This window comes from Auritidibacter sp. NML130574, from assembly GCF_003185725.2.
Taxonomy (GTDB): Bacteria; Actinomycetota; Actinomycetes; order Actinomycetales; family Micrococcaceae; genus Auritidibacter; species Auritidibacter ignavus.
The window spans coordinates 2,158,001-2,182,280 of the sequence record NZ_CP031746.1; the positions used below are offsets into that span (position 1 = coordinate 2,158,001).

22 protein-coding genes and 2 pseudogenes are annotated in these 24,280 nt (G+C 60.9%); 10 read left to right on the forward strand and 14 right to left on the reverse strand.

Annotation, left to right across the window (positions count from 1 at the left end):
* Positions 1-18 precede the first annotated feature (18 nt).
* On the forward strand, positions 19-672 hold the full coding sequence (locus DCC27_RS09865; RefSeq protein WP_110100865.1) for a response regulator transcription factor: 654 nt from the start codon (positions 19-21) through the stop codon (positions 670-672).
* A 71-nt stretch (positions 673-743) separates the two neighbouring features.
* A complete protein-coding gene (locus DCC27_RS09870; protein WP_110100864.1) occupies positions 744-1,109 on the forward strand; it encodes a nuclear transport factor 2 family protein in 366 nt (121 codons plus the stop codon).
* Here DCC27_RS09870 and DCC27_RS09875 read toward each other — a convergent pair.
* From DCC27_RS09875 to thpD, 8 genes are all read right to left on the reverse strand, one after another.
* On the reverse strand, positions 1,106-2,023 hold the full coding sequence (locus DCC27_RS09875; protein ID WP_110110895.1) for an NADP-dependent oxidoreductase: 918 nt from the start codon (positions 2,021-2,023) through the stop codon (positions 1,106-1,108). The genes DCC27_RS09870 and DCC27_RS09875 overlap by 4 nt on opposite strands.
* Before the next feature lie 103 nt (positions 2,024-2,126).
* On the reverse strand, positions 2,127-2,753 hold the full coding sequence (locus DCC27_RS09880) for a pyroglutamyl-peptidase I (RefSeq protein WP_110100862.1): 627 nt from the start codon (positions 2,751-2,753) through the stop codon (positions 2,127-2,129).
* A 4-nt stretch (positions 2,754-2,757) separates the two neighbouring features.
* Complete coding sequence (locus DCC27_RS09885; RefSeq protein ID WP_110110894.1) at positions 2,758-3,354, reverse strand: pyridoxal 5'-phosphate synthase; 597 nt, start codon at positions 3,352-3,354, stop codon at positions 2,758-2,760.
* Positions 3,355-3,600: 246 nt separating this feature from the next.
* A complete protein-coding gene (locus DCC27_RS09890) occupies positions 3,601-4,725 on the reverse strand; it encodes a cysteine desulfurase family protein (RefSeq protein WP_110110893.1) in 1,125 nt (374 codons plus the stop codon).
* A complete protein-coding gene (nadC, locus tag DCC27_RS09895) occupies positions 4,722-5,564 on the reverse strand; it encodes a carboxylating nicotinate-nucleotide diphosphorylase (RefSeq protein WP_110110892.1) in 843 nt (280 codons plus the stop codon). The genes DCC27_RS09890 and nadC overlap by 4 nt, the downstream gene beginning before the upstream one ends.
* Positions 5,565-5,574: 10 nt before the next feature.
* The gene (gene nadA, locus DCC27_RS09900) at positions 5,575-6,867 is read right to left on the reverse strand and encodes a quinolinate synthase NadA (RefSeq protein ID WP_110110891.1); all 1,293 of its coding nucleotides are present in this window, start codon (positions 6,865-6,867) and stop codon (positions 5,575-5,577) included.
* Positions 6,864-7,577, reverse strand: a complete 714-nt coding sequence (locus DCC27_RS09905; protein WP_110110890.1) for an NUDIX domain-containing protein — start codon at positions 7,575-7,577, stop codon at positions 6,864-6,866. The genes nadA (DCC27_RS09900) and DCC27_RS09905 overlap by 4 nt, the downstream gene beginning before the upstream one ends.
* A gap of 222 nt (positions 7,578-7,799) precedes the next feature.
* Complete coding sequence (thpD, locus tag DCC27_RS09910; RefSeq protein WP_110100856.1) at positions 7,800-8,717, reverse strand: ectoine hydroxylase; 918 nt, start codon at positions 8,715-8,717, stop codon at positions 7,800-7,802.
* 238 nt (positions 8,718-8,955) lie between these two features.
* Between thpD and DCC27_RS09915 the strand changes: the two genes are divergently transcribed.
* Positions 8,956-9,255: an acylphosphatase gene (locus DCC27_RS09915; protein ID WP_110099067.1), complete on the forward strand. Its 300-nt coding sequence runs from the start codon at positions 8,956-8,958 to the stop codon at positions 9,253-9,255.
* Here DCC27_RS09915 and DCC27_RS09920 read toward each other — a convergent pair.
* Positions 9,232-11,334 carry an alpha/beta fold hydrolase gene (locus DCC27_RS09920; RefSeq protein ID WP_233487910.1) on the reverse strand — a complete coding sequence of 701 codons (2,103 nt, stop codon included), beginning with the start codon at positions 11,332-11,334 and terminating at the stop codon, positions 9,232-9,234. The genes DCC27_RS09915 and DCC27_RS09920 overlap by 24 nt on opposite strands.
* Positions 11,335-11,694: 360 nt before the next feature.
* Between DCC27_RS09920 and DCC27_RS09925 the strand changes: the two genes are divergently transcribed.
* The gene (locus DCC27_RS09925) at positions 11,695-12,555 is read left to right on the forward strand and encodes a cation diffusion facilitator family transporter (RefSeq protein ID WP_371682195.1); all 861 of its coding nucleotides are present in this window, start codon (positions 11,695-11,697) and stop codon (positions 12,553-12,555) included.
* A gap of 524 nt (positions 12,556-13,079) precedes the next feature.
* On the opposite strand, the gene DCC27_RS09930 is transcribed toward DCC27_RS09925, so the two are convergent.
* Together DCC27_RS09930 and DCC27_RS09935 are read right to left on the reverse strand one after the other, a co-directional pair.
* Positions 13,080-14,132, reverse strand: coding sequence for an ABC transporter ATP-binding protein (locus DCC27_RS09930; RefSeq protein WP_110110888.1), 1,053 nt, complete (start codon positions 14,130-14,132; stop codon positions 13,080-13,082).
* Positions 14,129-14,809, reverse strand: a pseudogene (locus DCC27_RS09935) (ABC transporter ATP-binding protein); the annotation flags it as partial. The pseudogene DCC27_RS09935 and the gene DCC27_RS09930, both read right to left, overlap by 4 nt.
* A gap of 101 nt (positions 14,810-14,910) precedes the next feature.
* Here DCC27_RS09935 and DCC27_RS09940 point away from each other — a divergent pair.
* The 4 genes from DCC27_RS09940 (at position 14,911) to DCC27_RS09955 (ending at position 17,975) form a co-directional block, all read left to right on the forward strand.
* Complete coding sequence (locus DCC27_RS09940; protein ID WP_117328652.1) at positions 14,911-15,930, forward strand: IS481 family transposase; 1,020 nt, start codon at positions 14,911-14,913, stop codon at positions 15,928-15,930.
* Between the two features lie 62 nt (positions 15,931-15,992).
* Positions 15,993-16,229 (forward strand): hypothetical protein, encoded by a 237-nt coding sequence (locus DCC27_RS09945; RefSeq protein ID WP_110099049.1) that lies wholly within the window; start codon positions 15,993-15,995, stop codon positions 16,227-16,229.
* Positions 16,230-16,234: 5 nt separating this feature from the next.
* Positions 16,235-16,480 (forward strand): hypothetical protein, encoded by a 246-nt coding sequence (locus DCC27_RS09950; RefSeq protein ID WP_117328653.1) that lies wholly within the window; start codon positions 16,235-16,237, stop codon positions 16,478-16,480.
* Positions 16,481-16,664: 184 nt separating this feature from the next.
* Entirely contained in the window at positions 16,665-17,975 is a 1,311-nt protein-coding gene (locus DCC27_RS09955; RefSeq protein WP_117328640.1) for an ISL3 family transposase, read from the forward strand.
* On the opposite strand, the pseudogene nadA (DCC27_RS09960) reads toward DCC27_RS09955, so the two are convergent.
* Positions 17,970-18,377: pseudogene (gene nadA, locus DCC27_RS09960) on the reverse strand (quinolinate synthase NadA); the annotation flags it as partial. The gene DCC27_RS09955 and the pseudogene nadA (DCC27_RS09960) sit on opposite strands and share 6 nt — an antisense overlap.
* Positions 18,374-19,087 carry an NUDIX domain-containing protein gene (locus DCC27_RS09965; RefSeq protein ID WP_117328655.1) on the reverse strand — a complete coding sequence of 238 codons (714 nt, stop codon included), beginning with the start codon at positions 19,085-19,087 and terminating at the stop codon, positions 18,374-18,376. The gene DCC27_RS09965 and the pseudogene nadA (DCC27_RS09960), both read right to left, overlap by 4 nt.
* Positions 19,088-19,455: 368 nt before the next feature.
* Between DCC27_RS09965 and DCC27_RS09970 the strand changes: the two genes are divergently transcribed.
* Complete coding sequence (locus tag DCC27_RS09970; protein WP_110110483.1) at positions 19,456-19,758, forward strand: acylphosphatase; 303 nt, start codon at positions 19,456-19,458, stop codon at positions 19,756-19,758.
* Here DCC27_RS09970 and DCC27_RS09975 read toward each other — a convergent pair.
* On the reverse strand, positions 19,735-21,843 hold the full coding sequence (locus tag DCC27_RS09975) for a prolyl oligopeptidase family serine peptidase (protein WP_246840089.1): 2,109 nt from the start codon (positions 21,841-21,843) through the stop codon (positions 19,735-19,737). The genes DCC27_RS09970 and DCC27_RS09975 overlap by 24 nt on opposite strands.
* 591 nt (positions 21,844-22,434) lie before the next feature.
* Between DCC27_RS09975 and DCC27_RS09980 the strand changes: the two genes are divergently transcribed.
* Positions 22,435-24,249 carry an ABC transporter substrate-binding protein gene (locus tag DCC27_RS09980; RefSeq protein ID WP_110110482.1) on the forward strand — a complete coding sequence of 605 codons (1,815 nt, stop codon included), beginning with the start codon at positions 22,435-22,437 and terminating at the stop codon, positions 24,247-24,249.
* Positions 24,250-24,280 lie beyond the last annotated feature (31 nt).

Below are 24,280 nucleotides of genomic sequence, written 5' to 3' on the forward strand. Positions count from 1 at the left end.
GAGGTGACGGAGGATCGTATGGATTCGGCATCGAGACAGGCTCGGCTGATGGTGGTGGAAGACCACCCTGTGGTCGCACTCGGGCTGATCCATATTTTCTCCGATGAGCCAGATCTGCAGGTGGTCGCTCAAGCCAGCTCGAGCCGGGAAGCGCTGAAGATGATCGGCCAGGAAAACCCAGATTTGGTGATTGTACCCATGCGTTTAGACGGGGAGCTGGCCGGGTTGGGGCTGTCGCAGCGGATCAAGGAACGTCGCCCGGGCACGAAGGTGCTGATTTTTAGTAGTTATTTTTCGGCCGAGGAGATCGGGCTGGCCTATCTTAGTGGGGCCGATAGTTATTTGGTGAAGTATCAGTCGCCGCAGGCGCTCGTGGATACCGTGCGGGCGACATTGGCCGGCCAGCGGGTGTGGACTGAGCCACTGGCGGGGGCACAGTTCACGGAGATCATCACCGATGTGTGTGAGTCGGCCGCACTGACTCGACGAGAAACCGAAGTGCTCGGGTTGATGGTCAGACGGCTGGGCAATGAGGAGATCGCCCGGAAGTTGGTGATCTCGTTATCGACAGTGAAATCGCATGTCTCCCGGGTGCTACACAAGCTGGGTTACCGGGATCGGAAAGAGCTGATGGCTGATGTGGTGGTGCAAAGCAACCGAGTCAGCCGGTGAGAGGCTTGAGGACGAGCTGAAAAGAGTCGTACGACAAGAAATACAGCGAACGGGAAAGGACAACCACAGGCATGGCTACCACACCACGGAACACCGAAGATCTGGTGAGAAGCTACTACAGCACCGTGGATGCCGGGGACCCGGAGGCCACCGCGGCCCTGTTTGCCACGGATGCGACCTATCACCGGCCCGGCTATGATCCGTTGGTGGGCCCGGCTATCGCCGAGTTTTACCGCACCGAACGGGTCATTGAGTCTGGGGAGCACACCGTCACCGAGGTGCTGGTGGACGGACTCCGCGCCAGTTCTCGCGGGGTGTTCAACGGTGTGCTCAAAGACGGTCGTGCCGCTGAAGAAGGCTTCGCTGATTTCTGGGAGTTCAACGAGGACGGCACCATCGCCAACCGCACGTCATATTTTTACCGGGCTGCGGTTTAGCTGACGTGAAGCAGGACCTTCCCGCGGGAACCGCGCTGGTTGTGTTCCATCGCCTCGGCGGCTTGTTCCAGCGGGTAGGTGGTGTCGATGTCGACGGTGAGGCGCTGCTGGTCGACCTTCTCCAACAGCTCACGGAGGCGAGCACCGTCGGGACGGACCCATACCCAGTGGCCTCCCGCTTCTTCCACGGATGGGTCGGCGGTGGAAGCGTGCCGGCCACCCTCGGTCAGGACCGCGAGCGTTTCGTCGCGCACGCCACCGACGAAGTCCAGCACGGCAGTGACTCCCTCGGGGGCGAGTTCTTTGACGCGGTCCTCGAGACCGTCACCGTAAGCGACCGGTTGTACGCCGAGCTCGCGGAGACGTTCATGGTTGGCCGCCGAGGCAGTGCCGATCACCGAGGCGCCACGCTCCACGGCCAGCTGAGCGGCCAGGTGGCCCACGCCACCAGAGGCAGCGTGGATCAGCACGGTATCGTCGCCGGAGACCGCAATGGTGTCGAGGCTACGCAGGGCGGTCAGTCCGGCTAGAGGAAGGCCGGCGGCAGTGTCGAGATCCACCCCGTCGGGGATGGGCGCCACAGAGGTTGCCGGCAGGGCCACATAGTCGGCGTAGGTGCCACCCTGGATAAAGTCTTTGCGACCGTAGGCAGCCACGCGATCGCCCGGTTTGAATTCGGGGGTATCGGGGCCGACTGTTTCGACCACACCGGCGACGTCCCAGCCTGGGGTCACCGGGAAGAAGGTGTCTATCATGGCATCCAGACCGCCACTCATCACCTTCCAGTCCACCGGGTTGACCGCTGCGCGCTGAACCCGAATTAGCACGGCACCGGGCGCGACTTTGGGGGTCGGTACATCGTGAAGTTCAAGGGTATGAGGTTCGCCGTATTTGAAGTAAGTCATTGCACGCATACTTCGCGTAACAGCCGACCTCGTTGGCATATTCCTGCCTGTCGGATGGTGGCGCGCCACACGTCGGGAAACGCCCCTGGTGCGAAGCGTTTCTCGTGCGTTCCTAGTACAGGGCACCGCCGATCAGGGGTTCATCGGGTTCCGGGCGTAAGGATTCGTCGATCAGGATCTGTAGTGCTACCACGGCTTGGTCGATGGTGGCGGGAACGGTTGGGTCAGGAAGATAGGGCACGTGGACGAATCCGGCTGGAACCGGGGCGGGCCACTGCGTGACGGCTGAGAGTAAGGAGTAGAGCACCTCATTGCACACGAAGCTGCCAGCGCTCAGAGACAATTGGACCGGCAGATCGATGGCACGCATGCGAGAATGAGCGGCTTTCAACCGCAATGTGGAGAACACGGCGGCGGGCCCGTGGGGATCGATGGGCTGATCCACCGGTTGGAAGCCGGCGTTATCCGGGATGCGGGCATCGCGCAGGTTGAGTCCCACCCGCTCCAGGCGGATCGTTTCGGTGCCGGCTGCTAGGCCGACGGCGATGATCAGATCTGGTCGGATCGAGTCGACCTGGTCGAGCAACTGGCGGGCGGCAGTGCCGAACTCTACCGGAAGGCAAACGGCGTGGACCTCCGGGCTGATGTCGGCCTGTGACACTTTGTGGGCTACCTCCCACGACGGGTTATCGGTCATGGTGTCAAAGGGCTCGAAACCGGAAACTAACACTCGGGTCATGGTGTTAGCTCACCTCGGTGCGGTGGGCGTGCCGGGCCCAGGCTGACTGGCTCTGCTGGCCGTGCTCAGTCTGTTGGCCCCGGGTGTAGATGATGCGGTGGTGGTGCCGATCCGGGGAGCCCTGCCAAAACTCGACCCGGTCTGGCTGCAACCACCACAGCGTCCAATCGTCGGAATCCACACTGGCTTGGGCCTGTGGTGCGCGGGAGCTGAGGTCCTGCAGACTTTCGGCCCGGGTGGCCTCGACCACCTCGCCACGGATCCGGACGGCCCTGACCTGGGCGGGCCACCAAAACGTCATCGCTGCCGCGCTACGGTCAGCCAACTGGGAACCTTTGCGACTACTTTTCGTGCTGGAGAAGGCCCATCCGCGCTCGCCGACATCTTTGACCACCAACGGGCGGGCATCGGGGACACCATGGACATCGACGGTGGATAAATTCACCACGTGCGGTTCGGGGACCTCGGCGTCGACAGCCGCGCGAAGCCACTGCAAAAATGCGGTGACTGGGTCATTGGGAAAGGCCTCCGGGTCAATGTCGGGGGCAACGCCGGTCATGGCCGGGATGGATTTGAGGAAACCACGGACAGCATCGGTCATAGCGTCCAGCCTAGTGTGTCGGTGCAATGTCGGTGCTGGCGCCCCAGGTCCTTGGCCATTCTGCTGTGGCCTTGAGGAGACCACGGAGTACGGTAGCTTGCACCAAGGCATTGACGGCCCACGGGTCAACTGCCCGATCAGGACATCTCGTGCCACGGCCCGGAAGATACGTCAGTCGGCACGGATGGTGACGATCGTGGCCACTGTCCAGACCGCTCAGAAACCGATATTTCCTGGGCGAAGGTGCTACTGATGTGGTGCAGGTATGACAAGTCTGGCCAGCTGGTCGACGGTATGGTCTAGTTGCGCAGCGGTGGTCTGCGCGCCGAACGTGAAACGCACCGCGGTCTGAGCAAGATCGGCTTCATACCCCATGGCGATCAGTGCGGGGCTGGGTTCCTGGCTACCTGCAGCGCAGGCTGGTCCCGAGGAACACATGATCCCGTAGCGTTGCAGGTCCAGTAACACCGACTCACCGCTCCGGCCGGCAAACACGAAGGAGGCATGCCCGGGTAACCTGCAGTGCCGATGGCCAGTGAGTTGGGCCCCCGGAATTTCGGCCTCGACCCGGTGGATGAAGGCATCACGGAGGTCGGTCAGGTCCGCAGACTCGTTCTGGGCCAACTCCAGCCCGGTGACCATTCCCACGGCTGCTGCGAGGTTCTCGGTCCCCGAGCGTAGACCGCGTTGCTGACCGCCACCGTGGATCAGCGGGTCGCAGGGGGTCCGGCGACGCAGATACAGTGCCCCGATCCCCTTCGGGGTGCCGAGTTTATGACCGGCCAAGCTCATCGCTTGAACCCCGAGATCATCCACTTTGAGTGGAAGATCTCCGGCGGCTTGAACAGCGTCGGTGTGGAAGGGAACCCCGTATTTTTCAGCCACGGCTGCCAGGGCGGGAATGTCTTGGACGGTGCCGACTTCATGACTGGCGTATTGGATGCTGACCAGCGTGGTGTCTTCCCGCAGGGCATCCTCCAGGGCCGCGGGGGACACCTGACCGGTGGCATCTACCGGCAGTTGCTCGAGTTGATAACCGAACCGTTGTAACCAGGTAGCGGATTCCAGCACGGCGGGGTGTTCGATGGCCGAGACCAGCAGGTGGCGGCCCCGAGGCTGAGCCAGGGAGATTCCTTTGACCGCGGTGTTATCGGATTCGGTCCCCCCGGAGGTGAAGATGATCTCGGAGGGTCGGGCCCCTAGGTGGTTGGCCAGGCGCTGTCGGGCCGCTTCCAGCGCACCCCGGGCCTCTTCGGCGGGTTCGTGTTGGGCCGCGGGGTTAGCAAAGGCGCCGGTCAGATAAGGCCACATCGACCGCAAGACCTCGGGTCGGGGTGGGGCGCTAGCTGCGTAGTCCAGGTAAATACTCACGAAAAGTCCAGTCCGAGGTCCAGGGCACGAATGTGGTGGGTCAAGGCTCCCACGCTGATCAGGTCCACCCCGGTGGCGGCAATGTCTCCCACCGTTTCGAGTCGCACCCCGCCGGAGGCTTCCACCAGGGCCTGTCCAGCGATGAGTTCCACACCGCGACGCAGATCCTGTAGCGAGAAATTATCCAGCATGATGGTATCCGCCCCGCCGTGCAGGGCGGAGGGGATCTGGTCGAGGCGGTCGACTTCCACTTCCAGGTGCACGGTGTGTGGCATTTGGGCTTTGGCGTCTCGGATCGCGCTGGCCAGATCCCGGCTCCCTGTGGCAACCACAGCCAGGTGGTTATCCTTGGCCAGTACCGCATCGGAGAGGCTGAAGCGGTGATTATGGCCTCCTCCGCACCGCACCGCATGGCGTTCCAAGGCGCGCAAGCCGGGAGTGGTTTTACGGGTGTCGACAATGCGGGCTCGGGTTCCGGCCACAGCAGCGACGTAGGCGGCGGTGGTGGTCGCAATGCCACACATTCGTTGCACCAGGTTCAGTCCGATGCGCTCGCAGGTCAGAATGGGCCGGGCGGGCCCTGAGATCCCGGCCAGCACCTGGCCCTGGTCAAATTCGGTGCCCTCGTCGATCGTGAGATCCACGGCCACCTCGGAGTTCAGCGCGGTCAGAGCCCGGACGAAGACCTCCCCGCCACTGAAGACCCCGGGCTCGCGGGCGACCAGCTCGGCGGTGATCTGTGCTGTGGCAGGGACGAAGGCCTGGGTGGTGAGGTCTCCGAAGGGTACATCCTCCTCCAGAGCGATATGGATCACCCGGTCAATCTGTGAGGGTTTCATGACTGTCACCTCACCTCGGCTTGGCCGCTAGCATCCGATCCAAGGCGACCTTGGCCGGGATGGCGATCTGTTCGGGCACGCTGATCTGATTGCTGATCTTGCCGGCCACCAGGTCGTCGAGCACCCAGGCCAGATAGCCAGGATGGATGCGGTACATCGTCGAGCAGGGGCAGATCACTGGGTCGAGGCAGAAAATGGTGCGGTCGGGGTATTGAGCGGCCAGTCGGTTGACCATATTGATCTCAGTGCCCACTGCGATGACGTCGCCGGGCTGGCTGGCGGCAACGAATTTCTGGATGGCATCGGTGGAGCCGGACGCGTCGGCGGCATCGACCACCGGCATGGGGCATTCGGGGTGAACAATGACCTTCACCCCGGGAGCCTCGCGACGGGCCTTGTCGATCTGATCGACGGTGAAGCGCCTATGGACCGAGCAGAAGCCATGCCAGAGCAGCACTTTGGCGTGTTGCAGGTCTTCTGCCGTATTGCCACCTTGCGGTTGGCGGGGATTCCACATCGGCATCTGCTCCAGCGGAATGCCCATCGCTTTGGCAGTATTGCGACCCAGGTGTTGATCGGGGAAGAACAATACCCGGTGGGCGCGTTCGAAGGCCCACTCCAACACGGTGGCGGCGTTGGAAGAAGTGCACACGATGCCTCCGTGCCGGCCACAGAAGGCTTTCAGGGCCGCTGAGGAGTTCATGTAGGTCACCGGGATGACCGGCAGTTTTCCGTTGGCATCGGGCTCGGGGTTCTCCGGGTCGAAACCATAGACCGCGGCGATGTCCTCCCAGGCGGTTTCTACCGAGTCCTCATCGGCCATATCGGCCATGGAACACCCGGCAGCGAGATTGGGCAGGATCACTTTCTGTTCGGCGGTGGAGAGAATGTCTGCGGTTTCGGCCATAAAGTGAACTCCGCAGAAGACGATGGCTTCGGCCTGTGGGCGAGTGAGGGCGGCGTTGGCCAGTTGGAAGGAGTCTCCGACAAAGTCGGCGTGCTGGACGACCTCATCGCGTTGATAAAAGTGGCCGAGGATGACCAGCTTGTCTGCCAGGGTGGCCTTGGCCTGTCGAATCCGGCGGTGGAGTTCCTCGTCGTTCATTGACCGGTACGCCTCGGGGAGCTGGCCGGGCCGGGCGATGGCATTCGTCGGGGCGAAACCCGGCACGCTGTCGTCTTGGGAGGAACCGGGCCCATAGCCGGGGATGGCGTCGAAGGCCCAGGGGTCATCTGCCAGGGAATCGTGACAGGTTTGGGCCGGTGCTAGGTTGATTCGCTGATGAATGGACAGTGTGGTCATTGATCGGTCTCCTGAATGGTGAGTATGTAGCGGGAACGTTCCGGCGCGGAACGATAAAGTTTGGGGGGCCGGTGGGCGGTTCCGGTTTGGCGGCGTCCGGTGTCTTCCACGGTGCCCTGGGCCAGAATCTGGCGTCGAAAATTAGAGGGGTCCAGTGCCCGGTCGAGGATGGCCTCGTACACCCGACGCAAGTGGGCCAGTGGGAATTCCTCGGGGAGAAACGCGTGAGCGATCGGCGAGTAGGTGACCTTAGCGCGCAACCGATGTAAGGCATAGTCGAGAATGACGCCGTGGTCGAAGGCCAGGTGCTCGGCGTTGTCGGCAACCTCGTCGACGGGGAACCACTCCACATTGTCACCATCAATAGAGGCGGCGTCCTCATCCTGGCCGACCAAGGCCCAGTAGACAATGGAGACGACGCGGGCGTGGCTGAGAGCATCAGCGCTGTGGGAGCGGTCCACATCACCGAACGCGTAGAGCTGTTCGAGGTGGCGCGGGCTCAGTCCGGTGGTGCGTTGCAGGGTCGTCTGGGCCGATTCCACGAGGCTCTTCTCGGGGGCTAGGGGCCCGCCAGGTAGCGCCCAGCGACCCTGATAGGGTTCGCGGATGCGCCGGACCAGAGGCAGCCAGAGGGTCAGTTCCCCGGTGTCAGGATGCGGACGCAACGTGAAGACCACGGTAGAGACAGCCAATTCAAGACGGTCCGACATGGTGACTTACCCCCTCTGGTTAGGTGAGTGACACCATACAGGCCCCATAAGGTCAGTTCAACCTGAAGTCGATGTGGGTTAAGAAATGGGTTAAACCACGACGGCGACCCGTCCTGTCATCTCAGGACGAGCCGCCGTCGTGGTTCGTTTTTCGTCAGTTCCCTCAGCGGGCAACTTCAGCGTGCACTGTCAGCGCAAGGAGGCGTAAGGAGCCTGCGCGGATCAAGCCTGACTACCGGCCGGGGTGAAGTCCCGGGAGCCCAGGAAGTCCGGGCGCAGGTGCGGTGCCGCATAGGGCGGGTCCACCGGGGTGTTCTCCACAGAGTTGTAGACGATGAACACGTTGGACCGGGAGTAGGGAGTGACGTTGCCGTTGGAGGCGTGCATGCAGTTGGAGTCGAACATAATCGCTCCACCAGCGGGGCCTTCCAGCACGTCAATGCCGAATCGATCGGCGAAATCGGTCAGAATCTGTGGGTCGGGAACGCCGGCACCCTGCATCACCAGGGACTGCTTGTAGTTATCGTCCGGGGTCTGGCCCTGGCAGACGATGTAGTGCTGGTGGGAGCCCGGCATGATCATTAGCGGACCGTTGAAGGAATAGTTATCGGTCAGCGAGATCGAGATCGACACAGCCCGGGGTCCGGGCATGCCGTCCTCGGCGTGCCAGGTTTCGAAATCCGAGTGCCAGGTGAAGTCCTTACCCACAAACCCGGGCTTGTAATTGATCCGGGATTGGTGGATGTAGACATCGGATCCGAGAATTTGCCGGGCGCGGTCGACCAGGCGGGGATCATTGGCGATCTTCTTGAAGACCTCGTTGCTACGGTGAATATCGAAAATGGAACGGACCTCATTGGACTTAGCTTCCACCACAGTCCGTTCGTCCTGCTTCACCTCGGGGTCCTCGGCGAGTCGCTTCAACTCATCCTTGAACTGCTGGAGTTCTTCGGGGGTGATGAGCTGATCGATGGTGAGGTAGCCCTTCTCGTCGAAGCTCTGCAGGGTCTGCTCGTCGAGCGGGCCTTGTTCTGCGGTGCCCTGGACAACGCGGTCTGGGCGAGGAATGACCCGGGGTTCTTCGCCGGTGCGGGTCGGATAGAAATCAGTAGTGGTGTCAGCCTTGTCAATGGTGGTCATGTACTCTCCTTCCTACATGTTGATCCATGGTCGTCCGGAGTTCAGTTATGTTGCCATGATGGCCACAGTGTGGCAGGCGCCTGATAGTGCCACTACTCGTGGACCCTAGCAGGGATAGCCAGAACTGCAACCGTTGGGGCGCGGCTGAAGCTCCCGGTGAGTCTGCGCGGTGAGCCGGGAAAGGGCAGTGGCCCCTGGGGTCTTCACAGGTTCCGGCTTCTCTGGTTGACTCGGCGCTATGGCAGATTCATTCAGCACCGGACACTTTGTTCGGATCACCGGTACAGTCCAGGGCGTCAACTTTCGCAACTCCGCCAAACAACAGGCCGATCAACTGGGCTTGGTGGGCTGGGTGGCCAATACCGAGGACGGTGCGGTGGAACTTGTCGTCGGTGGCTCGGGTCCGGAGGTGGATTCTTTGCTGGCCTGGTGCCACACCGGGCCCGAGCGGGCCGAGGTCACCGAGGTGCAGGATCGAGAAGCCAGCAACCGGGAGCTGGCTGAGCTACCGGAGTCAGGATTCCACGTGCGGCGTTAGTCCCAGCTCTTTCGGGAGCGAGGTGCCCTCACCGAGAAGGTGCTTGGCCAGGAAGTTGAAAACCACTTCGTACCAGATCTTGGCGTGCTGGGGTTGGAGAATCCAGTGATTCTCATCCGGGAAGTAGAGGAACCGGTGGGCGGTGGTGCCATCGGCATCCATCGGCAGGCCCGATTTCTCCAGCAACTCGTACCAGAGGCGTAGTCCTTCGCCGATGGGGACTCGGTAATCCCGATCGCCGTGGATGACCAGCATCGGGGTGACAATGTTCTCCACATAGGCGTGCGGGGAGTGTGTGGCCTCCATTTCCGCATTGAGTTGCCGGCGCCAGAACGGGGACATATCCGTGGTGGGGCCGAACTGGTCCAGCGCCCAGAGGCTGGCGTGGGTGACGATGGCGTTGAACCGATCGGTGTGGCCGGCCACCCAGTTGGCCATATATCCCCCGAAAGAACCGCCCATGGCCGCGGTGCGGGACTCGTTGATATCGTCGCGCTCTACGGTGGCATCGGTGATGCTCATCAGGTCGGTGTAGGGCTTATCTCCCCAGGAGTTCCAGCCCCGCTGGATGAACTCCTGCCCGTAGCCGGTCGACAGGGCCGGATCCGGCAACAGCACCGCGTAACCTCGTGCCACAGCCAACCAGGGGTTCCACCGCCAGGTCCAGGCGTTCCAGGAGCTCAACGGGCCACCGTGAATCCACAGCAGTAACGGAGCAGGCGCATCCGGGTTGGCCTCCTGTGGCAGGGCCAGCCACCCGCGGATCCGTACACCGTCTTCGGCAGTCGTCTCGACCTCCTCGAGTCGCCCGGGTAGTTCGGGACGTGGAGTGGGGTTGAGCAGTCTGGTGGTTTCTCCGGTACTCACATCGATCCGCACCACCTCGGGCGGGAAAGCGTAGCTGGAGCGAACGCCGTAGGCGAGGTTGCCCTCAGGGGCGGCCAGGGCTTCGCTGTAGGTGGCATCATCGTGGGTGATCTGTACGGTCTGGGCCTGTACGGTGTCTCCGGCATGGTCGAGATCCACACGGAAGACGGGGCCACGGCCGTTGTGGTCGGCTAGGGCGAGGAAACCGCTGCCGTCGGGAAGCCAGCTGGTCGCCGTCAGCCAGAGATCGGTGTCGTCGGTCAGGGCAGTTAATTCACCGGTGCTGATCTCCAAGAGATGCAAGACCGGGCGCATGGCACGCTCGGGAGTAGGACGATTGGCCACACTGACCACGGCGTGGCGTCCGTCAGGGCTGATGACGCCGGGAGTGTAGTTGTGATCGGGGTCGTCAAGAAGAATCTGCCATTCACCGGTGGCGAGATCGACATAACCGATGGTGACACGGGTGTCGGCGCGAGCCTCCAAGATGCGCAGACCGAAGAGAGCGAAAGAACCGTCGGGACTGAGGTGGATATCCTCGGCCACCAATCGGGCATCGAGCCCCTCCAGGAGGTTGGTCAGCTTCTTCCGGGCCGGTTCAGCTTGGCTCGTATCAGCATCAGAATCAGCTTCAGCACCGTCGTCGGCGTCGAGGCGAAAGAGACTCGGTGCGGCGGGACCGAGATCGTGGTCCCAGTAACGGACCGGATAGGAGTCGTGCAGAATGGCTTGCACGGAGCCGTCCTTGCGGGCCTGGTGTAGCTTGCGGTGGGTGGTTTCATCGGTGGCTCCTGACAGAAGGGGAGCGGTGACGGCAATGACATCGGCCTGATCTGCCGCAAGTATGGTACTAACGCCACCCGGGCGACGGTTGACCACGTGGGCTTCGCCACCGGTTGCCGGCAGGCGCCACAGCGCGGTGGTCTCGTCTGGATCCGTATCGTGGGCGTCGGGGCGGGCGGAGGTGAAGTACAGATCCCCCGAGGCCGCGAATACAGGGTTGGTTTCACCCTGAGGGCTGTGGGTTATCCGCCGTGCCGGCTGTTCACCACGTGGATCGACCTCCCAGAGGGACTCCACATAACCATTCTTCTTATGGTTGAGTGTTTGAACAGTGGTCACCAGCCGGGTGCCCGCGGGATTCAGGCTCAGCCCGGCTATCCGCGGTTGAGCGACGTAATGGTCGAGGTCGGAGAACGTGGAATCAGTCATGCTGGGCTCGTTTCTCATCTTATGGTGTGCTGAGGCATCTGAGGTAGTCGGAGTTTCGACCCCGATCTGTGACTCACGTTACAGGATAGTGACGGATGATGCCGAGTCGGATGAACGTTCATGCAACCTCTGCTCAAAATCTCTGCTCACATTTGCGAACGGACGGAGCGCTTTCTCGGATGGCGACAGGACAGCTCGGGGTGTGAGGCGTCGGAGGCCTGCGGTTGCGAATGAATCTGAGTAGGGTTCGCACCTTTTGTCTTCTGGCGGGTCCAGGCTTAGTCTGGGGCTATGGGATTCGGGCACGCGCACGGACATGCTGGCGAAGATGTCGCCAGAGCTTCCTATCGAGGCAGGCTCGTGCTGGCCTGTGTCATTACCCTGAGCATTGTCGCAGCCCAAGCCCTCGGGGCGTGGGTCACCGGCTCACTAGCGCTACTAACCGATGCGCTGCATTCGTTGATTGATAGTATTGGTCTGCTGGTGGCCGTGATCGCCGCTGGGCTGATGTTCAAAGCCGCGACCACACAACGGACCTGGGGATACCGTCGGGTCGAGATCCTGGCCGGCCTCGTGCAAGCCGCGTTACTGCTGGCTATCGGGATTTATGCCGTCATCGAGGGCGTTGACCGCCTCAGCACTCCGCACCAGGTGCTTCACCTGGAGTTGCTCGTCTTCGGCGCCATTGGACTGATCGGTAACCTGCTCTCGCTGTGGGTGCTGTCCTCGGGCCGGCGGGCAAACTTCAACCTCCGGGCAGCATTTCTGGAAGTCCTGGCAGATGCTTTGGGGTCCATCGGCGTCATGGTGGCAGCTGCAGTGATCTGGGTGACCGGGTGGCAACAGGCTGATGCCGTGGCGGCCCTGGTCATTGCAGCGGTGATCATTCCGCGCGCGCTTCTGCTCCTGCGGGAAACCGGCCGGATCCTTATGGAATTTGCTCCGCGCGGATTAGACCTCGACGAAGTCCGAGCTCACCTGTTAAACGTTGAACACGTCAAGGAGGTCCATGACCTCCACGCCTCTACAGTCGCCACCGGGCTACCTGTCCTGTCCGCCCATGTCGTGGTCGACGAAGCCTGTTTCAGCAACGGGTGCGCCCCCGAGAAGCTGGCAGAACTGCGGGCCTGTGTGGCTGAGCATTTCGATGTTCCGGTGGAACATTCCACCTTCCAACTCGAAACGGCCAGCCAAGCCCGCACTGAACAGCAGGGCCACTGAGTACCCGCGCTGAGATCCCACGGCCCGATGGTCTCGGTGGGCGTGATGTATAGCGCAGGCTAGTGCGACGTACGTAACATAAGGTCATATTTCGCATTCTGAAGCCTTTCCTCAAAGGTTCAGATGGCACCGGTAGAGAGTGTTTGCCGTAGGCAACGCTCCGCCACTGAGGCTTCTACGACTTCACGCCCGAAAAGCCCCGTATCGCGTGAAATAGGGCATGAGGAGACTCGAGCTCCTACGTTTGTGGGGCATGCCCTGAGTACCAGTGCAGGCCCACGAAGGCCCTCCTACCGGCACAACCACAAGGAGGAACTCCTCTGAGGAATTGAAGGAATTGCCAGCTTGCCGGGACGAATGCTCAACTACACCTTTCGTGGAGCCCTGATGCCGGCAACTGGTCTTTGAGTACAGGGGCCGAACACGACAAAAATGCACTGCGACTTACCGTCCTGTCATGTTTTTGGTGAGTTATTTTTACGTCATTGGAAATGAGTAGGTAGTCGAAATCGGCGGTTCACGTGTCAGTCTAGGGCTGATACTTCTTCGTTTTGTGCAGCGTGGTGGCAGGCCGCTTGTTGGGTGATGCCGGGACGGACCTCCAGGGCTGGTTCTTGTTCTGCGCAGATTTCGGTTGCTTTCCAGCAACGTGTGCGGAACCTGCAACCGGAAGGCGGGTTGGCTGGGCTTGGGGGGTCTCCTTTGAGAACAATTTCTTGTCGTTGGCCACGAAGTGTCGGGTCCGGTACTGGGACTGCCGACAATAGAGCCTGAGTGTAAGGGTGAGCAGGTGCGCCATAGATTTCGTGGTCTCTGCCTAGTTCGGCTAGGCGCCCTAGATACATCACGGCTACGCGGTCGGAAATATGTCGCACCACCGAGAGGTCGTGGGCGATGAAGATGTAGCTGATTCCGAACTCTTGCTGAAGGTCTTCTAGAAGGTTCATGACCTGAGCTTGGACCGAAACATCGAGGGCGGAGACCGGTTCGTCACAGATGATCACATCGGGATTGAGTGCCAAGCCCCGAGCGATGCCGATGCGTTGGCGTTGTCCGCCGGAGAATTGATGGGGATATCGGTTGATGTGATCGGGGTTGAGACCCACGACCTCTAGGAGCTCTTTTACTCTGTTGCGTACACCTTGGGTCGGTTTGGCCTCTGGGTGCAGGACAAAGGGTTCCGCGATGATGTCTCCGACTGACATGCGGGGATTCAGTGAGGTGTAGGGGTCTTGAAAGATGATCTGTATTTTTCGCCGAGCGCGTCGCAGGGCGGCGCCCTTCAGGGCCAGGAAATCCTCGCCACGGAAATTCACTTTCCCGGAGTCTGGCTCCTCTAACCTCATCAGAAGCTTGGCCAGGGTGGATTTCCCGCATCCGGATTCGCCGACGATGCCGAGGGTTTCGCCTTTACGCAGTTGAAAGCTGACACCGTCAACAGCTTGCACCGCGCCCGTCTGTCGCTTGAACACCATCCCTTCTTTGACGGGAAAGTGCTTAACGAGGTTCTCCACTTCGAGGACGACCTCAGCGTCGGCGAACGGGTCCGAGGCGCTTTGAGTGCTGGGGTTGTTCATGGTTGAACCTCCTCGCGTGGGGTTAGTGTTCCGGCGTAGAGTTCTTCACGATAGTGACACGCTGACGTTCGGCCCTCGTCCACTGGAAGAAGCTCCGGCCGTTCGGCGCTACATAGTTCCGTGGCATAAGGACAACGTGGAGTGAAGGGGCACCCCGACGGCATATTGGTCAGCGAGGGTGGCAACCCTGGGATGGTGCTCAGCCGATCGTGTTCGGAATCGATACGAGGAACCGATTCCAGCAGACCTTTGGTATAGGGGTGGGCCGGATTGTCATAAATACCGAAGACATCTGCCTCTTCCATGACCCTTCCCGCATACATGACGGCAATCTTGTCAGCTATGTCAGCCACGACGCCTAGATCATGGGTGATGAGGATCAGCCCCATGTTGTTCTCTTCCTGTAGCTCCTTCAGTAGTCGCATGACCTGGGCCTGCACTGTCACATCTAGTGCCGTCGTTGGCTCGTCAGCGATGAGTACATCTGGATCAAGGGCAATCGCCATAGCGATCATGATTCGCTGACGCATACCGCCGGAGAATTGGTGAGGATAGTCGCTTACCCGATTCTCAGCAGCCGGAATACCCACCCGTTTCATCAGTTCGACAGCCTTCTGGCGGGCTACCGGTCGCTTCATGTGCTGGTGAACTCGGAACATCTCCGCGATCTGCCAGCCCTGTAGTTCCTCGGGAGGTTGTAAACACTCGAGATAGGTGAAGACCTCCGGTAAAGATGGGGTTTACCACAACCGTCCATCCTGAAAACCGGAGGTCTTCAATGTCCCACCCTAATGCACCCTTGACGCCTGAAGGTCGCAGACGCCTTGCCGTGCTGATTGTCGAGGATGGTTGGACGATTCGTCGCGCTGCTGAGCGATTCCAAGTCTCACCAGCCACCGCTTCGAAATGGGCGAGACGCTACCGTGCCGGGGAGTCGTTGACGGACCGGTCCTCGCGGCCGCAGACGTCGCCCAACCGGTTATCTCCACGGCGGGAGCGGCGTATCATTGCGTTGCGATTTACTCGGCAGTGGGGCCCGCACCGGATTGGCTACCACCTGGGGATCGCTCGTTCCACTGTGGGTCGGGTGCTGGCCCGCTACAAGATGCCACCACTGGCGTGGTTAGACCAGGCCACCGGGTTGCCGGTGCGGAAACCGGCACCGGTGCGTTATGAGAAGGCCACACCCGGTGAGCTGGTGCATGTGGATATCAAAAAACTGGGCCGCATCCCTGACGGCGGTGGCCACCGCAAACTCGGGGCAGCTGGCCGCAAAAACAACGGCTACGGCAACAAAGGCCGCGGCTATGCCTACCTGCATCACGCGGTGGATGACCACTCCCGGCTGGCATACTCCGAGATCCTAACCGATGAACGCCAAGACACCGCAGCAGCCTTCTGGCAACGTGCCAACGCATTCTTCAGCGAGGCTGGGATCACCGTGCAAGCAGTCATGACCGATAACGGTGCCTGCTACCGGTCACGCCTATTCCGCGACATGCTGGGTGACAAGATCAAACATCGCTTCACCAAGCCCTACCGGCCTCAGACCAATGGCAAGGTCGAACGCTTCAACCGCACTCTGGCCCAGGAGTGGGCTTATGCCGATACCTATTACAGTGACGAAGCCCGCGCCGCGACCTACGCGGACTGGTTGCATTACTATAATCACCACCGCCCCCACACTGGTATCGGAGGCTCAACGCCCTCAGATCGCGTTCACAACCTCACGGGGAACTACACCTTAGTCAGAGTCAGCGAATGTCTCATGCATTGCGGGGAGAGTAGATTCCTTTAGCCCGGAGCTTGCGGCCACGCTCCTGGCTGGTTTTCGCTCACTGTAAATGGTATCTTTACAGTATGGAGGTTTTGCGGAGCGCGCTGAAGCACGGCTACAGCACAGCCGACGTACTCCACGCCTACGACAACGCGCTACGCCTCGTGGAATACGAATACCACGGCGATGAACGCCTCTTAGTGATTGGTCCCGACCAGGCAGGAAACCTCATGGAAGTCGTGGCGGTCCCCGCACAGACGCCACTGCGGATCATTCACGCCGATGCTTTACGCCCCAAATTCTATGACTATCTGAGGTGAGAACCATGAGCACCCACATACACACCAATAACGCCACTGGGCTTGAGGATCTTGACCCAGCAGTCACCCCTGCCCAAGACGCCACCCACTTCCGCAACATCCGTGCCGCCCGAGCCAACCTCGCACAAGCCGAAGCCGACCTCCGGGAAGCAGTACAGCAAGCACGCAAAGCCGGAGACTCCTGGACCGTCATCGGCGCCGCCCTCGAAACAACCCGCCAAGCCGCCTACCAACGCTTCGGACGCGACTAGCATCGACCCAATTACGGCATGCGGTAAAACTACGGCAATTACCCGGTATTTTTACGGTAATCGGGCTCTTCGTAATTGAGGGTGTGGATCAGTGATTCCAGGACACGGCGTGGCGCTGCCCGGATAGACGTCGAGGTCTTCCGATGATGGAAGTTCTTACACAGTCCATCCGAAAGACCTCGACGTGTCCAAGCTTACTTTCTCATCTCCTGATCTCACGACGTTCTGCCGGCTCGACTCCCTTGACCTCACGTGCATTGGCCAGCACATCACCGGGCACAAAGCCATTCTGGAATGCCAGCCCAACACTGCCGATGACTGGTGCCGACGGTGTGGCGGACACGGGATCGTCCGCGACACCGTCGTCCGCCGCCTCGCCCACGAACCCTTCGGCCACCGGCCCACCACGCTTCACATTCGCCTCCGCCGGTACAAATGCGTCGAATGCGGCCGCGTATGGCGTCAGAACACCACTGCTGCGGCGCCACCACGAGCGAAGATCTCGCGAACCGGCCTCGACTGGGCGCTGCGTGCCCTCGTCATCGACCACGACACCGTGTCCGTGATCGCAGGCAAACTCGCCGTGTCCTGGCACACCGCGAACTCCGCGATCCTCGCGCAGGGACATCGACTGCTGATCGACGACCCGGCCCGGTTCGACGGGGTCAGCGTCATTGGTGTCGACGAACACGTCTGGCGGCACACCAGGCGCGGTGACAAGTACGTCACCGTCATCATCGACCTTACTCCCATCAGCCAGAAAGCAGGCCCGGCACGCCTGCTCGACATGGTGCCCGGACGATCGAAACAGGTGTTCAAGCAATGGTTGAAAGCCCGACCGAAAGACTGGCGTGATGGCATCGACGTCGTCGCGATGGACGGGTTCTCCGGCTTCAAAACAGCCTCCGTTGAGGAACTGCCCGAGGCTGTCGAAGTCATGGACCCGTTCCACGTCGTCAAACTCGCCGGTGATGCCCTCGACGAGGTACGCCGCCGCATTCAGCAGGAGACCACCGGGCATCGCGGACGAGCAACAGACCCGTTGTATCGAGCGCGCAGGACTCTGCACACCGGTGCTGATCTGCTCACGGCCAAACAGCAGGAGCGGATCGTAGACCTCTTCGCCGACGCCAACTTCACCGCCGTCGAAGTCACCTGGGCCGTCTATCAAGACATTGTGCGCGCTTACCGAACCAACGACGGCAACGAGGGCAAGAAGCTCTTACAAACAGTCATCGACGATCTGACGACGAATCTGCCGACAGGACTGGCCGAACTCAAGCGGTTAGGACGGACTCTGAAGCGTCGAGCTGCTGATATCCTGGCGTTCTTCACCCGACCGGGAACGTCGAACGGGCCTACCGAAGCGATCAATGGCAGGCTCGAACACCTACGGGGCTCAGCACTCGGCTTCCGCAACCTCACGCACTACATCGCGAGATGTCTGCTCGAGTCCGGCGGCTTCAGACCGGTTCTACACTCTCAATTACGATGAGCCCATAAAGTGAACTCCGCAGAAGACGATGGCTTCGGCCTGTGGGCGAGTGAGGGCGGCGTTGGCCAGTTGGAAGGAGTCTCCGACAAAGTCGGCGTGCTGGACGACCTCATCGCGTTGATAAAAGTGGCCGAGGATGACCAGCTTGTCTGCCAGGGTGGCCTTGGCCTGTCGAATCCGGCGGTGGAGTTCCTCGTCGTTCATTGACCGGTACGCCTCGGGGAGCTGGCCGGGCCGGGCGATGGCATTCGTCGGGGCGAAACCCGGCACGCTGTCGTCTTGGGAGGAACCGGGCCCATAGCCGGGGATGGCATCGAAGGCCCAGGGGTCTTCCGCAAGGGCATCGTGACAGGTTTGGGCCGGTGCTAGGTTGATTCGCTGATGAATGGACAGTGTGGTCATTGATCGGTCTCCTGAATGGTGAGTGTGTAGCGGGAACGTTCCGGCGCGGAACGATAAAGTTTGGGGGGCCGGTGGGCGGTTCCGGTTTGGCGGCGTCCGGTGTCTTCCACGGTGCCCTGGGCCAGAATCTGGCGTCGAAAATTAGAGGGGTCCAGTGCCCGGTCGAGGATGGCCTCGTACACCCGACGCAAGTGGGCCAGTGGGAATTCCTCGGGGAGAAACGCGTGAGCGATCGGCGAGTAGGTGACCTTAGCGCGCAACCGATGTAAGGCATAGTCGAGAATGACGCCGTGGTCGAAGGCCAGGTGCTCGGCGTTGTCGGCAACCTCGTCGACGGGGAACCACTCCACATTGTCACCATCAATAGAGGCGGCGTCCTCATCCTGGCCGACCAAGGCCCAGTAGACAATGGAGACGACGCGGGCGTGGCTGAGAGCATCAGCGCTGTGGGAGCGGTCCACATCACCGAACGCGTAGAGCTGTTCGAGGTGGCGCGGGCTCAGTCCGGTGGTGCGTTGCAGGGTCGTCTGGGCCGATTCCACGAGGCTCTTCTCGGGGGCTAGGGGCCCGCCAGGTAGCGCCCAACGACCCTGATAGGGTTCGCGGATGCGCCGGACCAGAGGCAGCCAGAGGGTCAGTTCCCCGGTGTCAGGATGCGGACGCAACGTGAAGACCACGGTAGAGACAGCCAATTCAAGACGGTCCGACATGGTGACTTACCCCCTCTGGTTAGGTGAGTGACACCATACAGGCCCCATAAGGTCAGTTCAACCTGAAGTCGATGTGGGTTAAGAAATGGGCTAAGACACGACGGCGGCTCGCCGTCTCAGTTCGTTGTCACCAGGCAGTATCAACTCAACAATTCAGCGCGTCGCTGGCTCGGACATCGGTTGGGGCCACCGGGGGCGGCCGCCACCAGTAGGGATGTGCGCGGTGTCAATGGCGATGATCTGCTCCTGGTCCTACATCTTCGCCTGTGGTCGCGCGGAGTTCAGTGATGCCACGACGAATGGGGCCGAGCAGGGAATGGCTCCTGGGGTCTTCACAGAGCCTGCCGACGTTTGATTGACTCGTCGCTATGACAGGTTCACAGTTCAGCACCGGCCGGTTCGTAAGGGTCACTGGCACAGTGCAAGGAGTTAACTTCCGCAATTCCGCCAAACGGCAGGCTGATGAGCTGAGCCTGGCGGGCTGGGTGGCCAATACCGATGACGGCGCCGTCGAGTTGGTGGTTGCCGGCAACGCGACAGCGGTGAACTCGTTGGTGGACTGGTGCCACACCGGCCCCCAGCGTGCCGAGGTCACCGGGGTGCAGGATCGAGAAGCCAGTGATCAGCAGCTGGCTGAACTGCCGGGGTCAGGATTCCAGGTGCGGCGTTAGCCCCAACTCCTTCGGTAGCGGAGTGCCTTCGCCCAGCAGGTGTTGGGCCAGGAAGGTGAAGATCACCTGGTACCAGATTTTGACGTGCTGGGGTTTGAGAATCCAATGGTTCTCATCCGGGAAGTAGAGGAACCGGTGGGCGGTCTTACCCTCAGCGTCCATGGGGAGACCGGATTTTTCCAGCAGTTCGTACCACAGGCGCAAGCCCTCGCCGATGGGGACGCGGTAGTCTTGATCGCCGTGGATCACCAACATCGGGGTCACAATATTCGCCACGTGGTGGTGTGGAGAGTGCTGGGCCTCCATCTCCGCGTCGAGCTGACGACGCCAGAACGGTGACATGTCGGTGGTGGGACCGAATTGGTCGAGGGCCCACAGGCTGGCGTGAGTGACGATCGCGTTGAATCGGTCGGTGTGTCCGGCCACCCAGTTGGCCATATAGCCACCGAAGGACCCACCCATGGCCGCGGTGCGATGGTGATTAATATCGGGACGGTCTTCCACCGCGTCGGTGAGGGCCATCAGGTCCGTGTAGGGCTTGTGGCCCCAAGAATTCCAACCGCGTTGAATGAAGTCCTGTCCGTAGCCGGTGGACAGTGCGGGATCGGGGAGGAGTACCGCGTAGCCCTGCTCAACGGCCAGCCAGGGATTCCACCGCCAACTCCAGTCGTTCCAAGAAGCTAAGGGACCGCCGTGGATCCACAAGAGCAAGGGCGCTGGCGCATCGACGCTGGCCTGTTCTGGCAGAGCCAGCCAACCCCGCACGCGGACACCGTCCTCGGCGGTAGTGTCAACATCCTCGAGGCGACCGGGGAGCACGGGGCGCTCGGTGGGATTCAGCAGGCGGGTGGCCTCGCCGGTGTTCAGATCGATCCGGACCACTTCAGCCGGGAAGCTCACACTGGAACGGACCCCGTAGGCGACGTTTCCGCTCGGTGCGACCAGGGCTTCGGTGTAGGTGACGTCGTCGTGGGTCAGCTGTGTCGTCTGGGCGGTGACCGTTGGAGTCGAGTGATCGAGATCGACGCGGAAGATCGGGCCACGACCGTTGTGGTCGGCCAGCGCCAGGAATCCGCTACCATCGGGGAGCCAACTGGTTGCGGTTAGCCAGAGATCGGTGTCCTCGGTCAGCGGGCTCAACTCGCCGGTGGCCAGATCCAGCAGGTGTAACACCGGGCGCATCGCACGCTGCGGTGTGGGCCGGTTAGCCACACTCACTACGGCATGATGCCCGTCGGGACTGATGATGCTGGGAGTGTAGTTGTGATCGGCGTCCTGAACAAAGATCTCCCATGCACCGGTGGAGAGATCGACACGTCCGACCGCGGTGCGGGCATCGGCGCGCGCCTCAACGAGTCGCACCCCACACAGTGCGAAGCTACCGTCGGGGCTGAGGTGGACTTCCTCGGTGACCAACCGGGCATCGATCCCCTCCAGGAGATTGATGAACTTCGTCTGGGTCGGTTGAGTCTGTTCGGTGCCCACATCGTCAACGACATCGAGACGGAAAAGACTTGGTCGGGCGGGTCCGAGATCCTCGTCCCAGTAGCGGACCGGATAGGCGTCGTGCAGAATGGCCTGCACGGAGCCCTCCTGGCGGGCTTGGTATAGCTCGCGGTGGGAATCTTCATCGGTGGCGCCCGGCAGTAGCGGAGCAGTCACGGCGACCATGTCCGTCTGTTGTGCGGTGACCACACTCTCGAGGCCACCCGGGCGACGATTGACAAGGTGGGCCTCGCCGCCGGTTGCCGGCAGTCGCCAGAGTGCAGAATGGGGTTTCTGGTCGGCAACGTTATCCGCCGGCTCGTCAGCAGGATCGGCACTGGGCCGTGCCGAGGTGAAGTAGAGGTCGCCGGAGGAGTTAAACGCTGGATTCGACTCTCCCTGGGCGCTGTGGGTGATCCGTCGGGCCGGCTGGTGGCCGTCAGGGTCGATCTCCCACAGTGAGGTAAGGTAACCGTTCTTTTGTGCGTTCAGTGTCTGCACGGTGGTGACCAGCCGGGTGCCAGTGGGGTTAACGGTCAGCCCGGACAGTCGCGGAAAGGCAACGTAGGCGTCGAGGTCAGAGAAGGTGGAATCTGCCATGGTGAGCTCGTGTCCCATCTCGTCGGGTGCTATGGCGGCTGAGGCGGTCGGAGTCTCGACCACCGGATGTGATTCACATTACAGGATTGTGGTCATATGTTGAGGGCCGGGAAGGATTGACGGAGTTGCAGGGGCGCCCCATTTGCGTGGTGTGAGGTAGGGCAATGTGAGGTATGTAACAAAAAGTCATATAAGGGGATCTGAAAGTGTTGCTAGAAGCCTCAGGCGGAACTCTCGCATAGGGCCTGTCATCCCTTCGGCGGTCGGCGCTCGTGTGTGGTTGCTCGGGGCATCGGGAGGCTCGGTGGCGGGTTCTGAATGGTGATATTCCGCGTTATTTCGGGGATGGAAGTGGTCAACGTCCCTCCGTGCAGGGGTAGATTTCTGGCTCTTGAAGCATCCCGAGTCGAGGGTTTGTGGGACTTCTTGTCTGCGGGAAAGAGGGGGAAATCTGTAAGCAGTCATTTGACGATGAATTCAGAGGAGACTCACAGGATGGCCTGAATCTGTCGTAGCCTGGGGGAAACCTTAATCCGATGTGAGATACATCACTCGACATCGGTTCCATCACACCGATCACTGAGGAGCACCATGGAACTGCACAAACTATCTATGGCCGTGGCCTTTGTGGCCTCCAGCGCCCTAGTGCTGTCAGCATGCACCCCTGGGGAAGATACCAACAACGGCGATACTGATGCCGACCCCGGAACCGCCGAGGGGCAGCAACTCACCGTTGAACCTGACAACGGTGGCAAAGCTGACCTTGGCGAAGACTTTGAGACCCAAGAGGACGAAATCAGCGTCTCACTGGGCCCGCAACCGTTCAATAGCTACAACGGCCAGCGCCCCAGCAACTACAACGCGTATAACTCCACGATCGTTGATCGGCTTTTTGAGGGTTTCTCCTATGTCGGTACCGACTTGGAGATCTATCAGAACGAAGAATTCGGCTCCTACGAGGTGATCAATGAGGATCCTTTCACTGTGGAGTACACGATCAACGACGAGGTCGAATGGTCGGATGGTACTCCGGTCACGGCTGCCGACTATGTTCTTGACTGGGGTCACCAGCGTTATCTGGGTGAAGGACAGTTCGATGGTCTGTCGCCGAACTATGGCACCTATGTCCCCGAGGGCCCGCAGGCTGACTCATGGGACTCCAAGACCTTTACCATTGAGTATCCTGATGGCCCCTATGCCGACTGGGAGCTGATGGTGAGCGCAGCCCACCCCTCGCACGTGGTAGCTGAGGAAACCGGCATCAGCCAGGAAGAGCTGGTGAATGCCATCTTGGACGGCGATGAGGACCTCATTGAAGACATCGCCGAAACCTGGAACACCATTTGGGACACTGATCCGGGCACATTGCCGGATGAAGAGCTGATTCCCTCATCCGGCCCCTACATCCTTTCCGATTGGCAGGATGGGGAATACGTGACCTTGGAAGCCAATGAGAACTACTGGGGCACCCCGCCCGGGGTATCGACACTGGTCTTCCAGTTCGTTGATAATGCCGCACACGTCCAAGCGCTGCAGAACGGGGATCTGTCGGCCATCGTCCCCACCGAGACGGTGGACACGCGCAGTGAGCTCGAGAGCCTGGTCGAGCAGGGCGAGCATGCGATGCACATTGGTGATAAGGCCACCTGGGAGCACCTGGATATCCAATATGACGAGGGAAGCCCATTCCACGACAAACCTGAACTGGCTGAGGCCTTCGCGCTGTGTGTTCCCCGCGATCAGATTTTGGAGAATCTGATCCACCCGGTCAATCCCGACGCCGAGTTGCAGAACGCCCGTGAGGTACTGAACTTCCAGCCCAACTACGACGAGATTGTGGCCGAGTCCTATGACGGTCGTTATGACACCGCCGATGTGGAAGCCGCCGCTGAGATTCTGGAAGAACATGATGCGGTCGGCACCGAGGTGCTGATCGGACACAACGCTCAGGAGCGTCGCCACGATACAGTCGAGCTGATTCAGGCGTCTTGCAATGAGGCCGGTTTTGAGATCGTCGATGGTGGTGATGTGGATATCGATATCGCAGCTGGTGAATGGGATGTGGCCTTGTTCTCCTGGTCCGGTTCCGGTCAGATTGCCTCCGGCTTGAACATCTACGGCTGGGACCGTGAGAACGACGAGCCGCGGCCACAGAACTTCAACAACTACAACAACGATGTCGTCTCCGACGCTTTTGAAACCATCGCCACGAGCAATGACGAGGACGAGATCCAGGAGCAGATCATCACCTTGGAACAGGAGCTGTGGGAGGACCTGCACGGCATCCCACTGTATGTCCACCCGGGTATTACCGCCTGGGACTCCTCAATTGCCAATGTGCGTCCGACCCCGGCTCAGAGCCAGCTGGTCTGGAATGCCGAGCAGTGGCAACGAGTCTCTGAGTAACCACGATGGCGTCCTGACGCACGCCTGATGA

Excerpts from the sequence above, each read along its gene's own strand:
- DCC27_RS09865 (WP_110100865.1), top strand. The coding sequence starts at position 19 with ATGGATTCGGCATCGAGACAGGCTCGGCTGATGGTGGTGGAAGACCAC.
- DCC27_RS09870 (WP_110100864.1), top strand. The coding sequence starts at position 744 with ATGGCTACCACACCACGGAACACCGAAGATCTGGTGAGAAGCTACTAC.
- DCC27_RS09875 (WP_110110895.1), bottom strand. The coding sequence starts at position 2,023 with ATGCGTGCAATGACTTACTTCAAATACGGCGAACCTCATACCCTTGAA.
- DCC27_RS09880 (WP_110100862.1), bottom strand. The coding sequence starts at position 2,753 with ATGACCCGAGTGTTAGTTTCCGGTTTCGAGCCCTTTGACACCATGACC.
- DCC27_RS09885 (WP_110110894.1), bottom strand. The coding sequence starts at position 3,354 with ATGACCGATGCTGTCCGTGGTTTCCTCAAATCCATCCCGGCCATGACC.
- nadC (WP_110110892.1), bottom strand. The coding sequence starts at position 5,564 with ATGAAACCCTCACAGATTGACCGGGTGATCCATATCGCTCTGGAGGAG.
- nadA (WP_110110891.1), bottom strand. The coding sequence starts at position 6,867 with ATGACCACACTGTCCATTCATCAGCGAATCAACCTAGCACCGGCCCAA.
- DCC27_RS09905 (WP_110110890.1), bottom strand. The coding sequence starts at position 7,577 with ATGTCGGACCGTCTTGAATTGGCTGTCTCTACCGTGGTCTTCACGTTG.
- thpD (WP_110100856.1), bottom strand. The coding sequence starts at position 8,717 with ATGACCACCATTGACAAGGCTGACACCACTACTGATTTCTATCCGACC.
- DCC27_RS09915 (WP_110099067.1), top strand. The coding sequence starts at position 8,956 with ATGGCAGATTCATTCAGCACCGGACACTTTGTTCGGATCACCGGTACA.
- DCC27_RS09920 (WP_233487910.1), bottom strand. The coding sequence starts at position 11,334 with ATGACTGATTCCACGTTCTCCGACCTCGACCATTACGTCGCTCAACCG.
- DCC27_RS09930 (WP_110110888.1), bottom strand. The coding sequence starts at position 14,132 with ATGAACAACCCCAGCACTCAAAGCGCCTCGGACCCGTTCGCCGACGCT.
- DCC27_RS09940 (WP_117328652.1), top strand. The coding sequence starts at position 14,911 with ATGTCCCACCCTAATGCACCCTTGACGCCTGAAGGTCGCAGACGCCTT.
- DCC27_RS09945 (WP_110099049.1), top strand. The coding sequence starts at position 15,993 with ATGGAGGTTTTGCGGAGCGCGCTGAAGCACGGCTACAGCACAGCCGAC.
- DCC27_RS09950 (WP_117328653.1), top strand. The coding sequence starts at position 16,235 with ATGAGCACCCACATACACACCAATAACGCCACTGGGCTTGAGGATCTT.
- DCC27_RS09965 (WP_117328655.1), bottom strand. The coding sequence starts at position 19,087 with ATGTCGGACCGTCTTGAATTGGCTGTCTCTACCGTGGTCTTCACGTTG.
- DCC27_RS09970 (WP_110110483.1), top strand. The coding sequence starts at position 19,456 with ATGACAGGTTCACAGTTCAGCACCGGCCGGTTCGTAAGGGTCACTGGC.
- DCC27_RS09975 (WP_246840089.1), bottom strand. The coding sequence starts at position 21,843 with ATGGCAGATTCCACCTTCTCTGACCTCGACGCCTACGTTGCCTTTCCG.
- DCC27_RS09980 (WP_110110482.1), top strand. The coding sequence starts at position 22,435 with ATGGAACTGCACAAACTATCTATGGCCGTGGCCTTTGTGGCCTCCAGC.